At 66.2% G+C, this 14,973-nt stretch carries 12 protein-coding genes and 1 pseudogene; 4 read left to right on the forward strand and 9 right to left on the reverse strand.

The annotated features are described in order from the left end of the window. Nucleotides 1-8 precede the first annotated feature (8 nt). On the forward strand, nt 9-1,391 hold the full coding sequence (locus ON32_RS11855; protein WP_040791219.1) for a TldD/PmbA family protein: 1,383 nt from the start codon (nt 9-11) through the stop codon (nt 1,389-1,391). A gap of 13 nt (nt 1,392-1,404) precedes the next feature. Here the strand turns inward: ON32_RS11855 and ON32_RS11860 are convergent, their stop codons facing one another. Further along, nucleotides 1,405-1,788: a PPOX class F420-dependent oxidoreductase gene (locus ON32_RS11860; protein WP_040790933.1), complete on the reverse strand. Its 384-nt coding sequence runs from the start codon at nt 1,786-1,788 to the stop codon at nt 1,405-1,407. Nucleotides 1,789-1,856: 68 nt separating this feature from the next. Beyond that, nucleotides 1,857-2,411: a PadR family transcriptional regulator gene (locus ON32_RS11865; protein ID WP_040790934.1), complete on the reverse strand. Its 555-nt coding sequence runs from the start codon at nt 2,409-2,411 to the stop codon at nt 1,857-1,859. Between the two features lie 98 nt (nt 2,412-2,509). On the opposite strand from ON32_RS11865, the gene ON32_RS11870 reads away from it, so the two are divergent. Next, nucleotides 2,510-3,301, forward strand: coding sequence for a DUF8817 family protein (locus ON32_RS11870; RefSeq protein WP_217998047.1), 792 nt, complete (start codon nt 2,510-2,512; stop codon nt 3,299-3,301). Here the strand turns inward: ON32_RS11870 and map are convergent. Next, nucleotides 3,230-3,997 carry a type I methionyl aminopeptidase gene (map, locus tag ON32_RS11875; protein WP_040790935.1) on the reverse strand — a complete coding sequence of 256 codons (768 nt, stop codon included), beginning with the start codon at nt 3,995-3,997 and terminating at the stop codon, nt 3,230-3,232. The two genes, ON32_RS11870 and map, sit on opposite strands and share 72 nt — an antisense overlap. A gap of 75 nt (nt 3,998-4,072) precedes the next feature. On the opposite strand from map, the gene ON32_RS11880 reads away from it, so the two are divergent. Next, complete coding sequence (locus tag ON32_RS11880; RefSeq protein WP_040790936.1) at nt 4,073-4,336, forward strand: helix-turn-helix transcriptional regulator; 264 nt, start codon at nt 4,073-4,075, stop codon at nt 4,334-4,336. Between the two features lie 64 nt (nt 4,337-4,400). On the opposite strand, the gene ON32_RS11885 is transcribed toward ON32_RS11880, so the two are convergent. Continuing rightward, the gene (locus tag ON32_RS11885) at nt 4,401-5,360 is read right to left on the reverse strand and encodes an endonuclease/exonuclease/phosphatase family protein (RefSeq protein ID WP_040790937.1); all 960 of its coding nucleotides are present in this window, start codon (nt 5,358-5,360) and stop codon (nt 4,401-4,403) included. Between the two features lie 221 nt (nt 5,361-5,581). On the opposite strand from ON32_RS11885, the pseudogene ON32_RS30685 reads away from it, so the two are divergent. Next, nucleotides 5,582-6,288: pseudogene (locus ON32_RS30685) on the forward strand (nucleotidyltransferase domain-containing protein); the annotation flags it as partial. 259 nt (nt 6,289-6,547) lie between these two features. Here the strand turns inward: ON32_RS30685 and ON32_RS27715 are convergent. From ON32_RS27715 to ON32_RS11920, 5 genes are all read right to left on the reverse strand, one after another. Continuing rightward, complete coding sequence (locus tag ON32_RS27715) at nt 6,548-6,796, reverse strand: hypothetical protein (RefSeq protein ID WP_083874464.1); 249 nt, start codon at nt 6,794-6,796, stop codon at nt 6,548-6,550. An 885-nt stretch (nt 6,797-7,681) separates the two neighbouring features. Continuing rightward, nucleotides 7,682-11,296 carry a cobaltochelatase subunit CobN gene (gene cobN / locus ON32_RS11900; RefSeq protein ID WP_040790940.1) on the reverse strand — a complete coding sequence of 1,205 codons (3,615 nt, stop codon included), beginning with the start codon at nt 11,294-11,296 and terminating at the stop codon, nt 7,682-7,684. 571 nt (nt 11,297-11,867) lie between these two features. After that, on the reverse strand, nt 11,868-12,467 hold the full coding sequence (locus tag ON32_RS11910) for a hypothetical protein (RefSeq protein WP_040790942.1): 600 nt from the start codon (nt 12,465-12,467) through the stop codon (nt 11,868-11,870). Between the two features lie 389 nt (nt 12,468-12,856). Then, on the reverse strand, nt 12,857-13,474 hold the full coding sequence (locus ON32_RS11915) for a suppressor of fused domain protein (RefSeq protein WP_040790943.1): 618 nt from the start codon (nt 13,472-13,474) through the stop codon (nt 12,857-12,859). 204 nt (nt 13,475-13,678) lie between these two features. Continuing rightward, on the reverse strand, nt 13,679-14,968 hold the full coding sequence (locus tag ON32_RS11920; RefSeq protein WP_040790944.1) for a hypothetical protein: 1,290 nt from the start codon (nt 14,966-14,968) through the stop codon (nt 13,679-13,681). Nucleotides 14,969-14,973: the final 5 nt, after the last annotated feature.

Consider the following 14,973-nt stretch of genomic DNA (forward strand, 5'->3'; position numbering starts at 1 on the left):
TGACGGATATGGTGTCCGCGGACGCGGTGGTCGACCGGGCGTTGGCCCTGTCGCGGGCCGACGAGGCGATTGTCATCGTCACCGACGCCCACGAGGCGTCGCTGCGGTGGGCCGGGAATTCCATGACCACCAACGGCACCTCGGTATCCCGGCAGTGGTCGGTGATCTCGGTGTTCCGGGACGGGCCGCGTTCGGCGCGGGTGGGCAGTATCGTCGCCTCCGGTGTCGATGCCGCCGATATCGAGCCGGTGGTCCGGGCGAGCGAGGAGGCCGCCCGCACCGCCGAACCCGCCCGCGACGCCATGCCGCTGCTCGAGCCCGATCCCACGCAGTCCACCGATGATTGGACACAACCGCCCGGTGCCACCGGTATCGAGGTGTTCGCCGATCTCGCCGCGGATCTGTCCGCCGGCTTCAACGGCAGCGACCGCTACTACGGTTTCGCCCACCACCAGGTACACACCACCTGGCTCGGCACCTCCACCGGTCTGCGGCGACGCTATGTCCAGCCGACGGGCTCGGTGGAGATCAACGGGAAACGCGGTGACGGCATCGCACCGGCCAGCGCGTGGGTGGGGGTGGGCACCACCGATTTCACCGATGTCGACACCCCGGCACTGCTGGCCGAGCTGTCCCGTCGCCTGGACTGGTCGGCCCGTCGGGTCGAGTTGCCGGCGAGCCGTTACGAAACCCTGCTGCCGCCTTCCGCGGTGGCCGACCTGCTGATTGCCATGCACTGGTCCATGGAGGGACGCGGCGCACAGGAGGGGCATACCGCCTTCTCTCGTCCGGGCGGCACCCGTATCGGGGAACGACTCACCGATCTCCCGCTCACCCTGTACTCCGATCCGGAAGCTCCCGGTCTGCGCTATCGGCCGTTCGTCGCAACCTCGTCCTCCTCCGAATCACTGTCGGTCTTCGACAACGGGATGCCCGTCGAGCGGGTGGACTGGATCCGCGACGGGGTGATCTCCGCGCTCATCTACCCGCGGGCCATTGCCGCCGAATACGATGCGACGCCCACCGTCCCCGGGGAGAACCTGTTGCTGACCGGCGGATCGGAGGCCGACCTCGACGATATGATCGCCCGCACCGAGCGCGGTCTGCTGCTGACCACACTCTGGTACATCCGTGAGGTGGATCCGGCGACGCTACTGCTCACCGGCCTCACCCGTGACGGGGTCTATCTCGTCGAGGACGGCGAGGTCACCGCAGCGGTGAACAATTTCCGCTTCAACGAAAGCCCCTTGGACCTGTTGCGTCGGGCCACCGAGGCGGGCGTCACCGGCCCCACCCTGCCACGCGAATGGAAGGACTGGTTCACCCGAACGGCCATGCCGCCGTTGCGGATACCCGACTTCCACATGTCGTCGGTCAGCCAGGCGACCTGAGGCCCGGTGCCGATCAGGCGGCGGGGGTGATCTCGATCCCGACCGTGCCGGATCTACCGCGCCGCAGGGTGCTGCCGAGGATCACCAGCGGACCGAGGAGCCAGTACTTACGGCGCAGCAGGCGACGCACGCGATCCGTCGCGGCCGCGTCGAGGATCCGAGCGGTGCCTTCGATCGCCGTACCGCGAGGCGTGCCCTTGGCATTGCAGGGTTGTACGGTGACCGCGGGGTTACGGCGCAGCCGTTTGACCTTCCAGCTGTCGGTGGCGGTCCAGACGTAGAGTTTGCCCTCCTCGGCGACCGCCCACAACGGGGTCGCGACGGGGGTGCCGTCCTTGCGGTAGGTCGTCAGCAGCACGTAGTCGGCGGTGCCGACCTCGCCGAGCGTATTCGTCATGTTCGCAGCGTAATCGGCGAACCGGTTCGGGCGGCACCGTTGTACCGTGAAGGATCCACCGCGACCGTTCAGATATCGTCGGCCATTCGGTACTCGCCTCGTTCGAGCCGGGCCAGCACACCCGCGGTCCATCCCGCCAGGTTGTCGAACACCCCGCTCCACAGCTCCAGCAGATCGGTGGCGTGCGGGGTCTCGTGGCGTCCCGGGTAATCGTCGACCGTTCCGAGTAATTCGTCACGGACGCCTCGACTACGTTTGCGCTGCTCACGCAGTTTCTCTATCACCTGCGCCCGCGGCAGCGCGTCCATGAAGGCGATACCCGCGCCGAGTTCCTCCATATCGATGCTCACCAGTGCCGCATCCAGGAGTGTTCGGAACTCGGCTTCTCCCGCATCGGTCAGCTCGTACAGGGTGCGCCCCGGCCCCCGGTCGCCGCCCTCGGTGCCCAGGGCGCGCAGTTTGCCCTCCCGGTCGAGCTGTTTGAGAGCGTGGTAGATCGATCCGGGTTTCACATTGGTCCAGGTATCGGCCCGCCAGGACAGGAGTTCCCGGCGTACCGCGTAGCCGTGCGCGGGCTGCCGGCGACGCAATACGCCCAGGACCAACAGTCGCACTGTCGCCATGGACTCTCCTCTCGCCGGAACAATAGTAGTCAAACTTGATCTCCAGGCACCGCAGGCCTACCTTTGGTATTCAAAATTGACTACCGAAGGGACTCCTCATGGCCGATACCGCCGTCCCCCTCCTACCCAGCAGCGACCTCACCCGCACCTTGGACTTCTATCGAACCCTCGGATACACCGTCACCCACGAACAGACCAGGCCGTATATCTACGGCGCCGTTATCGCCCACGACTGCGAACTGCACTTCACCGCGGCACCGAAGAACGGCGGGCCGGCCGCCGGCTGTCTCGTCATGGTCGACGATGTGGCCGATCGCCACCGCGCCTTCACCGAGGCCCTGCGCGGCCGCTACGGCAAGATCCCCGCCACGGGTTTCGGCCGTATCACCCGATTCCGCCCCGGACAGTCCCGATTCACCCTGATCGACCCCGACGGCACCTCGATCATCTACATCCAGCGCGGTGAACCCGACGTCGAACATGGCGGCTCCACACAACTCGACGGCCTGGCCCGGGTCCTCGACAATGCCCGTATCCTGCGCGATTTCAAGAACGACGACAAAAGCGCGGAACGGGCCCTGGAAGCAGGTTTGCGCCGATTCGGCGCCCGGGCCACGCCGATCGAACTCGGCCGCGCCCTGGCGGCACTCGCCGAGTTGGCGGTCGCCTCGGGCGAGCCCGACAAAGCGGCCGCCCGACGTGCGGATCTGGCGGCCCTCGAACTCACCGACGCCGAGCGCGTCGAACTCGCCCGCGAGCTCGACGCGGCAACCGACCTCGCCGAATGGTTGGAACGACAGAGCCGATCGACGGCCCGCTCAAGCCGCGGTGAGGACCCGGGGCCCGTCCTCGGTCACGGCCACCGTGTGTTCGGAGTGGGCGGTGCGTGAGCCGTCCGCGGAACGAATGGTCCAGCCGTCCGCATCGTCGGTGACGATCCGATCGGTCGTCCGCGCGAACCACGGTTCTATGGCGATGACCAGGCCGGGCCGCAGCGGATAGCCTCGACCCGGCCGGCCCGCATTGGGGACGTGTGGATCCTCGTGCATGGTGCGTCCCAGACCGTGTCCCCCGAATTCGGTGTTCACCGGATAACCGTGGGCCCGCGCGACCGCCGAGATGGCGGCGGAGATATCGCCGATCCGATTCCCGGGCACGGCGACCTCGATGGCCGCCGCCAAGGCTTCCTCGGTGGCGCGGACGAGTCGCAGATCCTCCGGATCGGCGGTACCGACGACCACGGTGGTCGCGGCGTCCGCCACCCAGCCGTCGACCGAGAGCGCCAGGTCCATACTCAACACATCACCGTTGCACAGGGTGTAGTCGAACGGCAGCCCATGCAGTACGGCGTCGTTCACCGACAGACAGATGGTGTTGCGAAAGGGGCCACGACCGAACGAGGGCGCATAGTCCCAATAGCACGATTGCGCGCCGCGTTGCCGAATCCGTTCCCGCACCAGCGCTTCCAGATCCAGTAGATTCACCCCGACGGCCGCACGCTCGCGCAGTTCGGCCAGGATTTCGGCCACCAGCCGCCCCGCCGCTCGCATACGTGCGAGTTCGGCCGGCGATTTCAACTCCACCACAACAACCTCCAATACCAGTGGACGGTATTTTAATACCGTTTTGCGGTATATAAATACCACCCCTAAGGTGGACTCATGGTGCGACTGCCTCTGACCCCGGCTCAGATCGAGGCCGGTCGACGTCTCGGCGCCCGACTGCGCGCTGCCCGGGGCACCCGGGAGCCGGCCGAGGTGGCCCGGGCCGCCGGTATCTCGCCGGAAACCCTGCGCAAGATCGAAACGGGACGGCTGCCGTCCCCCGGCTTCGGCACGGTGGTGGCACTGAGCCGCGTACTCGACCTGCCATTACAGGAACTGGCCGATATCTGGAGCTCACCGGACCTCGCCGAATCCGCGTAACCGCCCCCCACGGAACGCGCCGGACCCGGACGATTCGACAGACAGGACCACCGCGCGGTCGGCGTCACACGAGAGGATCGATGGACAGGCTCACCCGCGCCAGTACCGCGCGGTGGTCCGAGCCCGGAATATCGATGGTCCGCACCTGCGTCGTCGTTCCACCCGACAACAGCACATGGTCGATACCGATCAGCGGTCCCCACCGTTTATCGGCCGGATAGGTCGGCAAACGGCCCGCCCCGGCCTGCTCGGCGGCGGAGGCGAAACCGTTGCGCAACAGGGCGCGGTAGGCGGCATGGTTGGCGGTGGCATTGAAATCGGCGCCGACCAGCGCCGGAGTGGGCGCGGTATCCAGAATCTCACGGATTCGGCGCATCTCACCCGACCAGGTGGCGCTACCAGCGGTGGGCGGAAGCGGATGAAACGCGTAGACCGCCACCGGGCCCAACTCGGGATGCCGGAGGGTGGCGGACAGATTGCGCAGGGTGAACCCGTCATAGGAGATGGTGTCGTGCAGCGGGAACCGGCTGTAGATACCGGTTCCCACTCCACCGTAAACCGGTTCGATATAGCGGTAGGGCAGCTGCTCGTCCACTCCGGCCGCGGTGAGACATTCCACCGCACTCGGGGTGAGTTCGTTCACCGTGAGCACATCGACCCGCTCGGCCGTCACCACACGTGCCATCGCCCGCGCATCGGCCCGTCCGAGCCACAAATTCGATTGCAATACCGTGATCTCCGTGCCGCCCGCGGCGCGGCCATCCGGGACGAACATCGGCAACTGCGTCCACAGCACCCCGGCGATCACCACACCGGCCGCCGCCGCGCTACGCCAGCCACGGGCGGCCAGGAACAACAGCAGCGCCACCCAGGACGCGAACATCAAATACGTGGCACCCGCCGCCAACAACACCAGTTCACGGCGCTGCGACTCGCCGAGATACAACAGAATGCCACCGACCGCCACCACCAGGGCGACCCATCCCGCGCCGAGCAGTGCCCGGTTCGCCCAATTTCGTCTCATGGCCCAACCCTATTCGGACCGACCACCGTGTCGTGGTCGGTGTAGATTCGGTCGAAGCCGGAACATCGGCAGTCACCGGGGAAGCAGAACTTCGGTGGCGCGAAGACAATCCATCGCCCGGTGGCCTTCGGCCGCCGAATCGGCGGATCGAAAGAACGTGACAGGGCGCTACCGTTCGGACAGAATCGCGATAATCGTCGCCTTTCACCGAGCGGAGAATGATGACCGGCGAGGAATTCGTTGCGTATGTCGCCGACCGGCTCGCCGCTCTTCCGGGCATTGTCGCGGTGGCCCTCGGCGGATCACGGGCCCAGGGAACCCATCGACCGGGCAGCGACTGGGATTTCGCCCTCTACTATCGGAGCCATTTCGATCCGGCGGACCTCCGCGGGATCGGCTGGGCGGGTGAGGTATCCGAGATCGGCGCATGGGGCGGGTGTTCAACGGCGGTGCCTGGCCGACGATCGACGACCGGCGCGTCGATGTGCACTATCGTGATCCCGACGTCGTCGAATACGAACTCGCCGAAGCCGAACATCAACTGTTCCATTGGGAACCGTTGATGTTCCATCTCGCCGGTATCCCCAGCTATCTGCCGGTTGCCGAACTCGCCGGCAACAAGGTGATGCGAGGGATCCTGCCGCGTCCCGCCTTCCCCGAGAAGCTGCGTACGACCACACCACCCCTATGGCGTGGTCGGGCGGCGCCGACCCTGCGGTATGCCCGCGGCGCGTACGTTCCGCGCGGTCGGACCACCGAGGTGGTGGGGGCCCTGGCCACAGCGGGGATGCAGACGGCGCACGCGATACTGGCCGCCCGCGGGGAATGGATCACCAACGAGAAACAGCTGCTACACCGGGCGAGGTTGCGCGGGCTCGACACGATCGTGGCCGAGGCGGGTACGCAACCTGCGACCCTGGAGCGTGCGGTGTCGCGGCCGAGCAGCCGATCCGAGCAGCCGATCCGGCCGGTGCGTTCGACGGACCCGGCATCGAATGACCCGAGACGGCCGCTCGGAAGTTCAATCGACTACCGCGGTCACCGGTTCTGCCACCGACCGCGGATGGCCGATCGCGCAACAGCACCAGGCCGAGCAGCGCGGCCGCGAACCGCGCGCCCGGTGATACCGCTTCGACCGGATGGGCGGCATCATGCCCGCGCCACGGCCGGGAACGGTTGTGGACCGCTCAGTGGTGAGAGTGGTTCGAGGAGCCCGGCTTACTCGATTTCTTCGGCTTCTTCGGCTTCTTCCCATCGCTGTCCGGCTCCCATTCGTAGCCAGGTATGCCTTTCTCGCAGTAGGAGTCGGCCACCTTGGTATCGGTGGCGTCGAATTCGCACCAACGGCTCTTACCGCAGGCAACCGTGCCCAGACCGGCGGCGAGGACGATCACGGTCATGGCGGTAATGGTGCGCAGGCGCGTTCCGCGCTTCATGGTCTACTCCTGTGTTCGGAAAGCAAAAAGGTCCTCGGACAACGGAAGACGACCGGTACCCGACCCTCTCCGTGCCATATGCAACCCTAGGCAAGGCGGTTGGAGAAGTCTTTCGAAGGGCTTGTAACCGGATACGGCCCATCGAGCCGGATTCACCGAACAGCGGGCTGTGCGGACCTCTCGCCACCGCACCGATCTCATCCCGCAGGGCGACAATCATTTGACCGAACCGGGGCCCTTCGGTCGAAATATCGTTCGACGGGAACTGTTCATGGGGATACATCCCGAGCACCGCCGGCGTGCCCGACGTCTCCTGGACATCGGCCCCGAAGCAGGTGGAATTGCCGTGGGACATCACGAAAACAGGCAGGTCGTCGCTGTCGACATCACACCACAAGGCTTGCTTCACGGGCCCTTCCTCTACCCTTACAGCCTTCCTCGTCTCGACGAGCGTGGTCGGCCAGAGATAGCCGAATTGGCGCGACTTTACCGGATCGGTGGTCGACAGCCACTTCCGAAGCTTGTCGATATCGCCGGCCTGGGTCGGCATCGCGAAGACGTGAATCTCACCGGAAGGCGACGACAATCTTTCGACCCGCACATCCAGCGAGTTGAAGGCCACCTTCATATTGTCGCCGGTCCACCCCGTCAGCTCCGCGGACCGGCCGGAGAAACCGCTGGACTCGTCCACTATGTCGTGTAGCGCACGCCCCGCGTCGCCAGTGGCGGCCACCAGACGCGTGGCCACTTCGGCACCCATGTCGGTGAGAGGGCCACGCATCATGGTTCACCTGCGTTCTCGAATCCGATCAGGAGGAGAGAAGTGTACCGGGAGACCGCAATGAGACAGGTCCTCGAACAGACGAATTATGATGTCACAGAACCTTATTCGAGCTCACCCTCCGTCTCGAGGTAGATCTGGCGGAGCCGGTCCAGGGTCTGTTGTTCGGGGTCGGCCCACATCCCGCGTTCGGCGGCCTCCAACAGTCGTTCGGCGATGCCGTGCAGCGCCCACGGGTTGGATTGGGTCATGAACTTACGGTTGGTCTCGTCGAACACATAGCTGTCGGCGAGTTTCTCGTACATCCAGTCGGCGACCACATCGGTGGTGGCGTCGTAACCGAACAGATAGTCGACGGTGGCGGCCATCTCGAAGGCACCCTTGTAGCCGTGCCGGCGCATGGCCTCCAGCCAGCGCGGATTCACCACACGGGCACGGAAGACGCGAGTGGTCTCCTCCGAGAGGCTGCGGGTGCGCACCGAATCGGGACGGGTGCTGTCACCGATATACGCCTCGGGATTCTTGCCGGTGAGCGCGCGGACGGTGGCAACCATACCGCCGTGGTACTGGAAATAGTCGTCGGAGTCGGCGATATCGTGCTCGCGGGTGTCGGTGTTCTTGGCCGCCACCGCGATTCGCCGATAGGCGGTGCGCATATCATCGGCTGCCGGAGCGCCGTCGAGATCGCGACCGTAGGCGTAACCGCCCCAGGTGGTGTACACCTGGGCCAGATCGTCGTCGCTGCGCCAACTTCTGGAATCGATGAGCTGCAACAGGCCCGCACCGTAGGTGCCGGGCTTGGAGCCGAAGATACGGGTGGTGGCGCGGCGTTCGTCACCGTGATCGGCGAGGTCGGCGCGGGTGTGCGCACGAACGTAATTCGATTCGTCGGGCTCGTCCAGTCCCGCGACGAGCCGCACCGCATCGTCGAGCAGGGCCAGCACATGTGGGAAGGCATCCCGGAAGAATCCGCTGATCCGCACCGTGACATCGATACGGGGCCGACCCAACTCCTGGAGAGGGATCACCTCGAGGGTGGTGACGCGGCGGCTGGCCTCGTCCCATATCGGGCGCACCCCGAGCAGGGCCAATACCTCGGCGATATCGTCACCGGCGGTGCGCATGGCAGAGGTGCCCCATACCGAAAGCCCCACCGAGCGAGGGTATTCGCCGTGGTCGGCGCGATACCGGTCCAACAGCGAATCCGCCATGGCCTGACCGGTTTCCCAGGCCAGTCGGGAGGGGACCGCCTTCGGGTCCACCGAGTAGAAGTTGCGGCCGGTGGGCAAGACATTGATCAGCCCGCGCAAGGGTGAACCGCTCGGGCCGGCCGGCACGAAACCACCGTCGAGGGCGTGCAGGACCCGGTCGATCTCCACACCGGTACCGCGCAGGCGAGGCACCACCTCGGTGGCGGCGAAACGTAGAACCGCCGCCACCGAGTCGCGATCGCCACCGGTTCCGTCGCCGAACAGACGGTCGGCATGCCGGTCGATCAGATCCTCGACGGCCTCCGGAGACCACTGCGCCGCCTGCAGGTCGACCAGCAGCTCACGGGCTCGGGCTTCGACGGAGTCGACGCGCTCACGGGCCTCCGCACCGGATTCGTCGAGGCCCAGTGCCTCCCGCAGACCCGGCACCGCGTATTCACCGCCCCACAGCTGTCGGGCGCGCAACATGGCCAGCACCAGGTCGACCTCGCTCTCGCCGACAGGCGCCTGCCCCAGAATGTGCAGGCCGTCACGGATCTGCACATCCTTGATCTCGCACAACCAGCCGTCGACGTGCAGCAGCATATCGTCGAACGAATCCTCGTCCGGGCGCTCCTCCAAGCCCAGATCGTGGTCCATCTTCGCAGCCCGCATCAAGGTCCAGATCTGTTGCCGGATGGCGGGCAGTTTCGCCGGGTCGAGGGCGGAGATATTGGCGTGCTCGTCGAGCAGCTGCTCGAGCCGGGCGATATCGCCATAGCTCTCGGCCCGGGCCATGGGTGGGATGAGATGATCCACCAGGGTGGCGTGGGCACGGCGTTTGGCCTGGGTTCCCTCGCCGGGATCGTTCACCAGGAAGGGGTAGACGAGCGGTAGGTCACCCAGGGCGGCATCGGTGGCGCAGGCGGCGGACATACCCAGGGTCTTACCGGGCAACCATTCCAGGTTTCCGTGTTTGCCCAGGTGGATCATGGCGTCGGCGGCGAACCCGTCAGGGGCGGCCAGCCACCGGTAGGCGGCCAGATAGTGGTGGCTGGGCGGCAGATCCGGGTCGTGGTAGATGGCGACCGGGTTCTCCCCGAAACCACGCGGCGGCTGCACCATCAGCGCGATCTTGCCGAAACGCAGGGCGGCGATGACGATTTCCCCGTCCGGGTCGGCAGAGCGGTCGACGAACAGTTCCCCCGGCGGCGGGCCCCAGGCCTCGATCACCGCATCGCGCAGCTCGGCGGGCAACGTCTCGAACCAGGAGGTGTAGGCGGCGGCCCCGATACGGATCGGATTTCCCTCCAGTTGCTCGGCGCTGAGCCAGTCGGGGTCCTGGCCACCGGCCGCGATCAGGGCGTGGATCAGGGCGTCACCGTCGGCCTTGTCGAGTCCGGGAACCTCCCCTGGCGCGCCGAGATCGTATCCGGCCTCCTGTAGCGCGGTGAGCAGGCGAATGGCGCTGGCCGGGGTGTCCAGACCGACCGCATTGCCGATTCGGGCGTGTTTGGTCGGGTAGGCCGACAGCACGATGGCGAGGCGTTTGTCCACGGCCGGGATATGCCGCAGCCGGGCGTACCGGACCGCGATACCGGCCACCCGGGCGGCCCGCTCGGGGTCGGGAACATAACCGGCCAGACCGTCGGCGTCGAATTCCTTGAACGAGAACGGCACCGTGATGATCCGCCCGTCGAACTCGGGCACGGCCACCTGGGTGGCGACATCCAGTGGGGACAGCCCGTCGTCGTTGTCCTCCCACTGCGACCGCGGCGAGGTGAGGCACAAGCCCTGCAGAATCGGCACATCCAGCGCCGCCAGTGCCCCGATATCCCAGGCCTCGTCGTCCCCGCCGGCCGCGGCGGTCGCCGGTTTCGTTCCGCCGGCCGCGAGCACGGTGACCACCAGGGCATCGGCGGTGCGCAACCGATCCAGCAACTCCGGCTCGGCGGTGCGCAACGAGGCACAGTACAGCGGCAGCGGCCGGCCACCCGCCCGTTCGATAGCCGTGCACAGGGCGTCCACATACGCGGTGTTGCCCGCCAAATGCTGGGCCCGGTAGTAGACGACCGCGACCGTCGGTCCGTCCACCTCGGCCGCATCCCGCTCCAATTCCCCCCAACTGGGCAGCTGTACCGGCGGTTCGAAGCCGTACCCGGTGAGCAACACCGTATCGGAGAGGAAATTGTGCAACTGCCGCAGATTACGCGGACCGCCCGCGGCGAGGTAGTTGTGTGCGTCCGCCGCCACCCCCACCGGCACCGTGGAACACTCCATCAGTTCGGCATCGGGCGCCATCTCCCCGCCGAGGGCCACCATCGGCACTCCGCTGTCGCGCAGTGCGGCCAGACCGTCCTCCCAGGCCCGTTTTCCGCCGAGAATGCGCACGATCACCAACTCGGCACCGTCGAGTAGTTCCGGCAGATCCTCCACCAGAAGCCGAGCCGGATTACCCCACCGGTAGTCGGCCCCGCTGGCGCGTGCACTCAGCAGATCGGTATCGGAGGTGGACAGCAGCAGAATCACAACGGTGACCTTCCTCGGGTGACGCGCCCATCGGGGTTATCTGCTCGTCGGAGAGGGTCTGGCTTTTTCAGTGGCGCGACCGCACCGGAGTTCCACCGGTTTCCTCGTCATTCGCCGAGCGTTCGGATGCTACCGCGACCCCGATCCGGCCCCGCGATCCGGTCCGGGCGTCCTGCTTCGGAACCTGACAGCCCGAGGCACCGAACCGACGCGACCCATTCCGCGAATCCAGGATCAACACCCGGTAGAGGTCCACTCGCCCTCCGAACATAACGGGCCGGCCGATCCTACGCTCCGAACCGGAGACGGCACCTCGGTGCCGAGATCGCCCGAAACCGCCGGTCGGATCGACAGCCATTTCAGCGCTCCGAACCCGCGTCGTGGACGCGATTATCCGAGGTGCCGGTGCGCCGCCCCCGGTGTCGGAGTCCGCTCGTTCCGGAACGCGCTCGAGGCTTCCGGTTCCTCGACCGACGTCGGCCGATCGGTACCGGTGATATTCCGCTACATCCCACCGCTCGGGCCGATCACGACCCTCGCATCCAGCGGCCGCGTAATTCGGCCGCACGATCTACCGGAGAGTCTTCCGGAGAGCCTGTTCTCCCAGTCGCAGCAGGAGAGGGGCGAACCGGACCTCGAGGAGACGATCGTGATGATAGATGATGGTAATGACAATATTGTGGTAGCGAATGGTGATTTCCGCCTGGGTGATATTGCCGCGGCTGCTCTCGATCTGGCGAAATTCGGCGTCGTCCGCACCGGCCACCGCGACCGGCGCCGCACCCGCCTTGCGACGCAGCTCCGACATTGCCCGCTCCACTCCGGATTCCCGCACCCCGGCCTTGTGCAGACGCGTGGTCATGACGACGAACGCGAAGGGAAGCCCTGCCGAGCGATGTGTCTTCCGATTCGAATAAGCGCACTGCGCGGATTTCTCCGTAGCCCGATCACCGGCGAGGATACCGGTGGGCTCCGCGCCGAACGTGCCGGGGACGAGAGGGGCGAGTTCCAGCACGGTGAGCAAACCGCATCCCATCGGCGCATCCGCGAGATCTGCGGACGTATCGACCGCAGGTCCATCGTCCTTCTCGTACCCTCTGTACAACAGGTATCCGCCGACACCACCACCGGCGAGCACGACGAGTGCAAGTACGACGACGAGCACCACCACACCACCCTTTCCTCGGCGGGGCGGAGGACCTGGCGGATACGGCGGCGGAAAAGATCCCGGACCACCTTGCGCCTGCGGAGGATACGGCGGTGGCATATCCGGCCGGGTCAATCGAAACCTCCTGCCCGTACCAAGCACGGACGGCCCGGCTCGGAAAGTCATACTGGTGTCGCCACCAACGGCCTGCGGCGGCAACGAGGATTTTTGCTGCCGCAGGCGCACCGCGCGAGCGCATGGCGCGATACTTACGGTCTCTTGATACGCCACCGCGGATGATTCGAGAGGGACCCCGCGGGCCGACCGGCGCCCGGTGGGCCGAGCGCCCGGCGAGGAAGGTCGGCCGCTCACGGGCCGTGAGGCTCGATACCTCGCTTCGCGGTTCGTACGTGCTATGGGGCCAGTGAGACGCGTGCGGTATCGGTGACGAATACCGGCATACGCGGCGCTATTCGTGTCAAGAGTTCCCTCGCCCGACCGCCCGTGGCCGCCTCGTATTCGGCTGCCGTGATCCCGACGACCTGCAAGAACCGTACCCGCCCGTGGGGTGTGTCGAGGGTGCCGAGTTCGGGATCTTCGACGAAAGTGATGGCACGGATCGCACTGTCGGGCACGCTCGGATCGAGGCCCGCGCCGATCTTCATGGTATGTCCTGGTTCGAACCGATTCCCCGATTCGATGACGTACCGGCCGAGACGTTGCAGCAGATTCACCGGCCACAGTGGTGGCGGAGAATCGTTCGGTACTCCCGCGGCACGGAAGGTGAATTCGAATCCCCATCCCGACAACTCGAAATCGGACGATTCCTTCTCGTATAGCTCGGACATTCCGTAACCGATGTAATGGCAGTGCGGGACCGGGGTCCGGCGGGGGTAGATACTGAGCCCATCGAGCGGATCGGGACCGCCGAGTTGCCAAGGGTGTTCGGTTCCGATATGAAACGGCGCGTCGTATCCGTACAGGCGCCGCAGGGCACCGTCGATCGCATCCCAACCTTTCGAAGCACTCACCGGGAAAACGGTACCGTCCGTGGCGAATCCACGCTCTCAGCGGTTTGTAAAATCCTCCATTTCCACGGAACACGAAATACGTTCTCCATTCGTACGCCGCAGCGAGGACGGAACCCCGCCCCGGCACTACCGCACGGTTGTCCGCGGCAGACACATTCCTTACGATCCTTCGACGCGTCATCGCAGAAACTCGTTCGGGATCGATCATCGAAACGTCGCGCGAAAGGCCACCAGCTCCGGTCTGCCGCGAGTCGGTAGCGCGTCGACAACAGCCACACACCTCAACTCCTCGGTTTCCCCCGGCGCTATCCGGACGGTGTACCGTCCGGTGGCGTTCGTGAGGTCGAGTCGGGTCGATGCCCCCACCATGGCCCACGGCGGATCGACAGCGATATCCACCCGGTGTTCCCCGGGCGGAACCTGTAGCCACATCCGCGTCCAGCTCGCATCGATGGGCACGCCGTCGATGCTGACCCGCGGCGCGGGTATCCATGGACGGCTATCCGGTGGTTCCGATTCACCGATCCGCATACCCCGCCACCACTGCAGCGGACTCAGTCGGCCGTCGGTACGTCCCGCCAGGACGGACAGGTCCTCTCGACTGTGCTCGGCGAGTTCATAACGCAGATACAGTGAGAGCGCGGACCAGCCGGGTGCGGGCGTGAGCGCTTCGGGGGTATCGCAATCCAGAACGCGCACCTCCGGCCGTCCGACGCGGACCGGAGCCGAGGCCTGTTCCGGCCGGGGCGGCCGCAGCGCGTCCAGAAACGCGCCGACGGTCAGTATCGAACCTCCACATATACCCGCAGCCAGGGAGCCGTACACGAGCAAACCGCCGATCGGTATCCGCTCCGCGAGCGAGCCGCCGAGCAGACCGGCCGCCACGCCCAGCCCTGTCGAACCGGCCACCACCGCGATCAGGGTCCACACCACCATCGTGGTGCGCCCACCGGTAACGCCCGGTCGGCGCGGACCGAACCACACTCCCTCGTACATCTGGGCATCCGACTCCCGGTACGCGTGGGCACCCGCTCCGAGCACCCCCGAGTACCGCAGCGTGATCCGCTCACCCGCTCGTGCTTCGACCCGGCGATAACATCGTGAATGACTGCTGCCCACCGCCACGAGACGCATACCGGCGGGCACGGTCACCCGCGTGACGCCCCATCCCCACGACACCGGATGTCCATCGACGTACACGACCGGTACCAGGGGCCGGGCCGGCGAGATATCGAGCCGCCACGCGTGGGGGTGATATGAGCTGTGCCCCGTGCGTACCTCCAGAACCGCCGCCGTGGAATCGTGTTCGTGCGGCACCCGTCCCGGCCTGGTACCGGCGACGACCGGGAAGGGCGACGCTTCGTGTGGTCGCGCGCCCCATCCTCGAAATGGGGCAAACGGCTTATGGGTGACCAACCGCCGGATGATGGGTATGCGGGTGCGGAAGATCAAGAACAACAAAAAGGCGACCGCGCCGACGAGTCCCCCGGCCATACCGG

The organism is Nocardia paucivorans NBRC 100373 (assembly GCF_000308675.1).
Lineage (GTDB): Bacteria > Actinomycetota > Actinomycetes > Mycobacteriales > Mycobacteriaceae > Nocardia > Nocardia paucivorans.

Bases quoted from the DNA above. Each gene is read 5' to 3' on its own strand.
- ON32_RS11920 (WP_040790944.1), bottom strand. From the start codon at position 14,968: ATGGCCGGGGGACTCGTCGGCGCGGTCGCCTTTTTGTTGTTCTTGATC.
- ON32_RS11870 (WP_217998047.1), top strand. From the start codon at position 2,510: ATGGCCGATACCGCCGTCCCCCTCCTACCCAGCAGCGACCTCACCCGC.
- ON32_RS11885 (WP_040790937.1), bottom strand. From the start codon at position 5,360: ATGAGACGAAATTGGGCGAACCGGGCACTGCTCGGCGCGGGATGGGTC.
- ON32_RS11860 (WP_040790933.1), bottom strand. From the start codon at position 1,788: ATGACGAATACGCTCGGCGAGGTCGGCACCGCCGACTACGTGCTGCTG.
- ON32_RS27715 (WP_083874464.1), bottom strand. From the start codon at position 6,796: ATGAAGCGCGGAACGCGCCTGCGCACCATTACCGCCATGACCGTGATC.
- ON32_RS11855 (WP_040791219.1), top strand. From the start codon at position 9: ATGGTGTCCGCGGACGCGGTGGTCGACCGGGCGTTGGCCCTGTCGCGG.
- ON32_RS11865 (WP_040790934.1), bottom strand. From the start codon at position 2,411: ATGGCGACAGTGCGACTGTTGGTCCTGGGCGTATTGCGTCGCCGGCAG.
- ON32_RS11880 (WP_040790936.1), top strand. From the start codon at position 4,073: ATGGTGCGACTGCCTCTGACCCCGGCTCAGATCGAGGCCGGTCGACGT.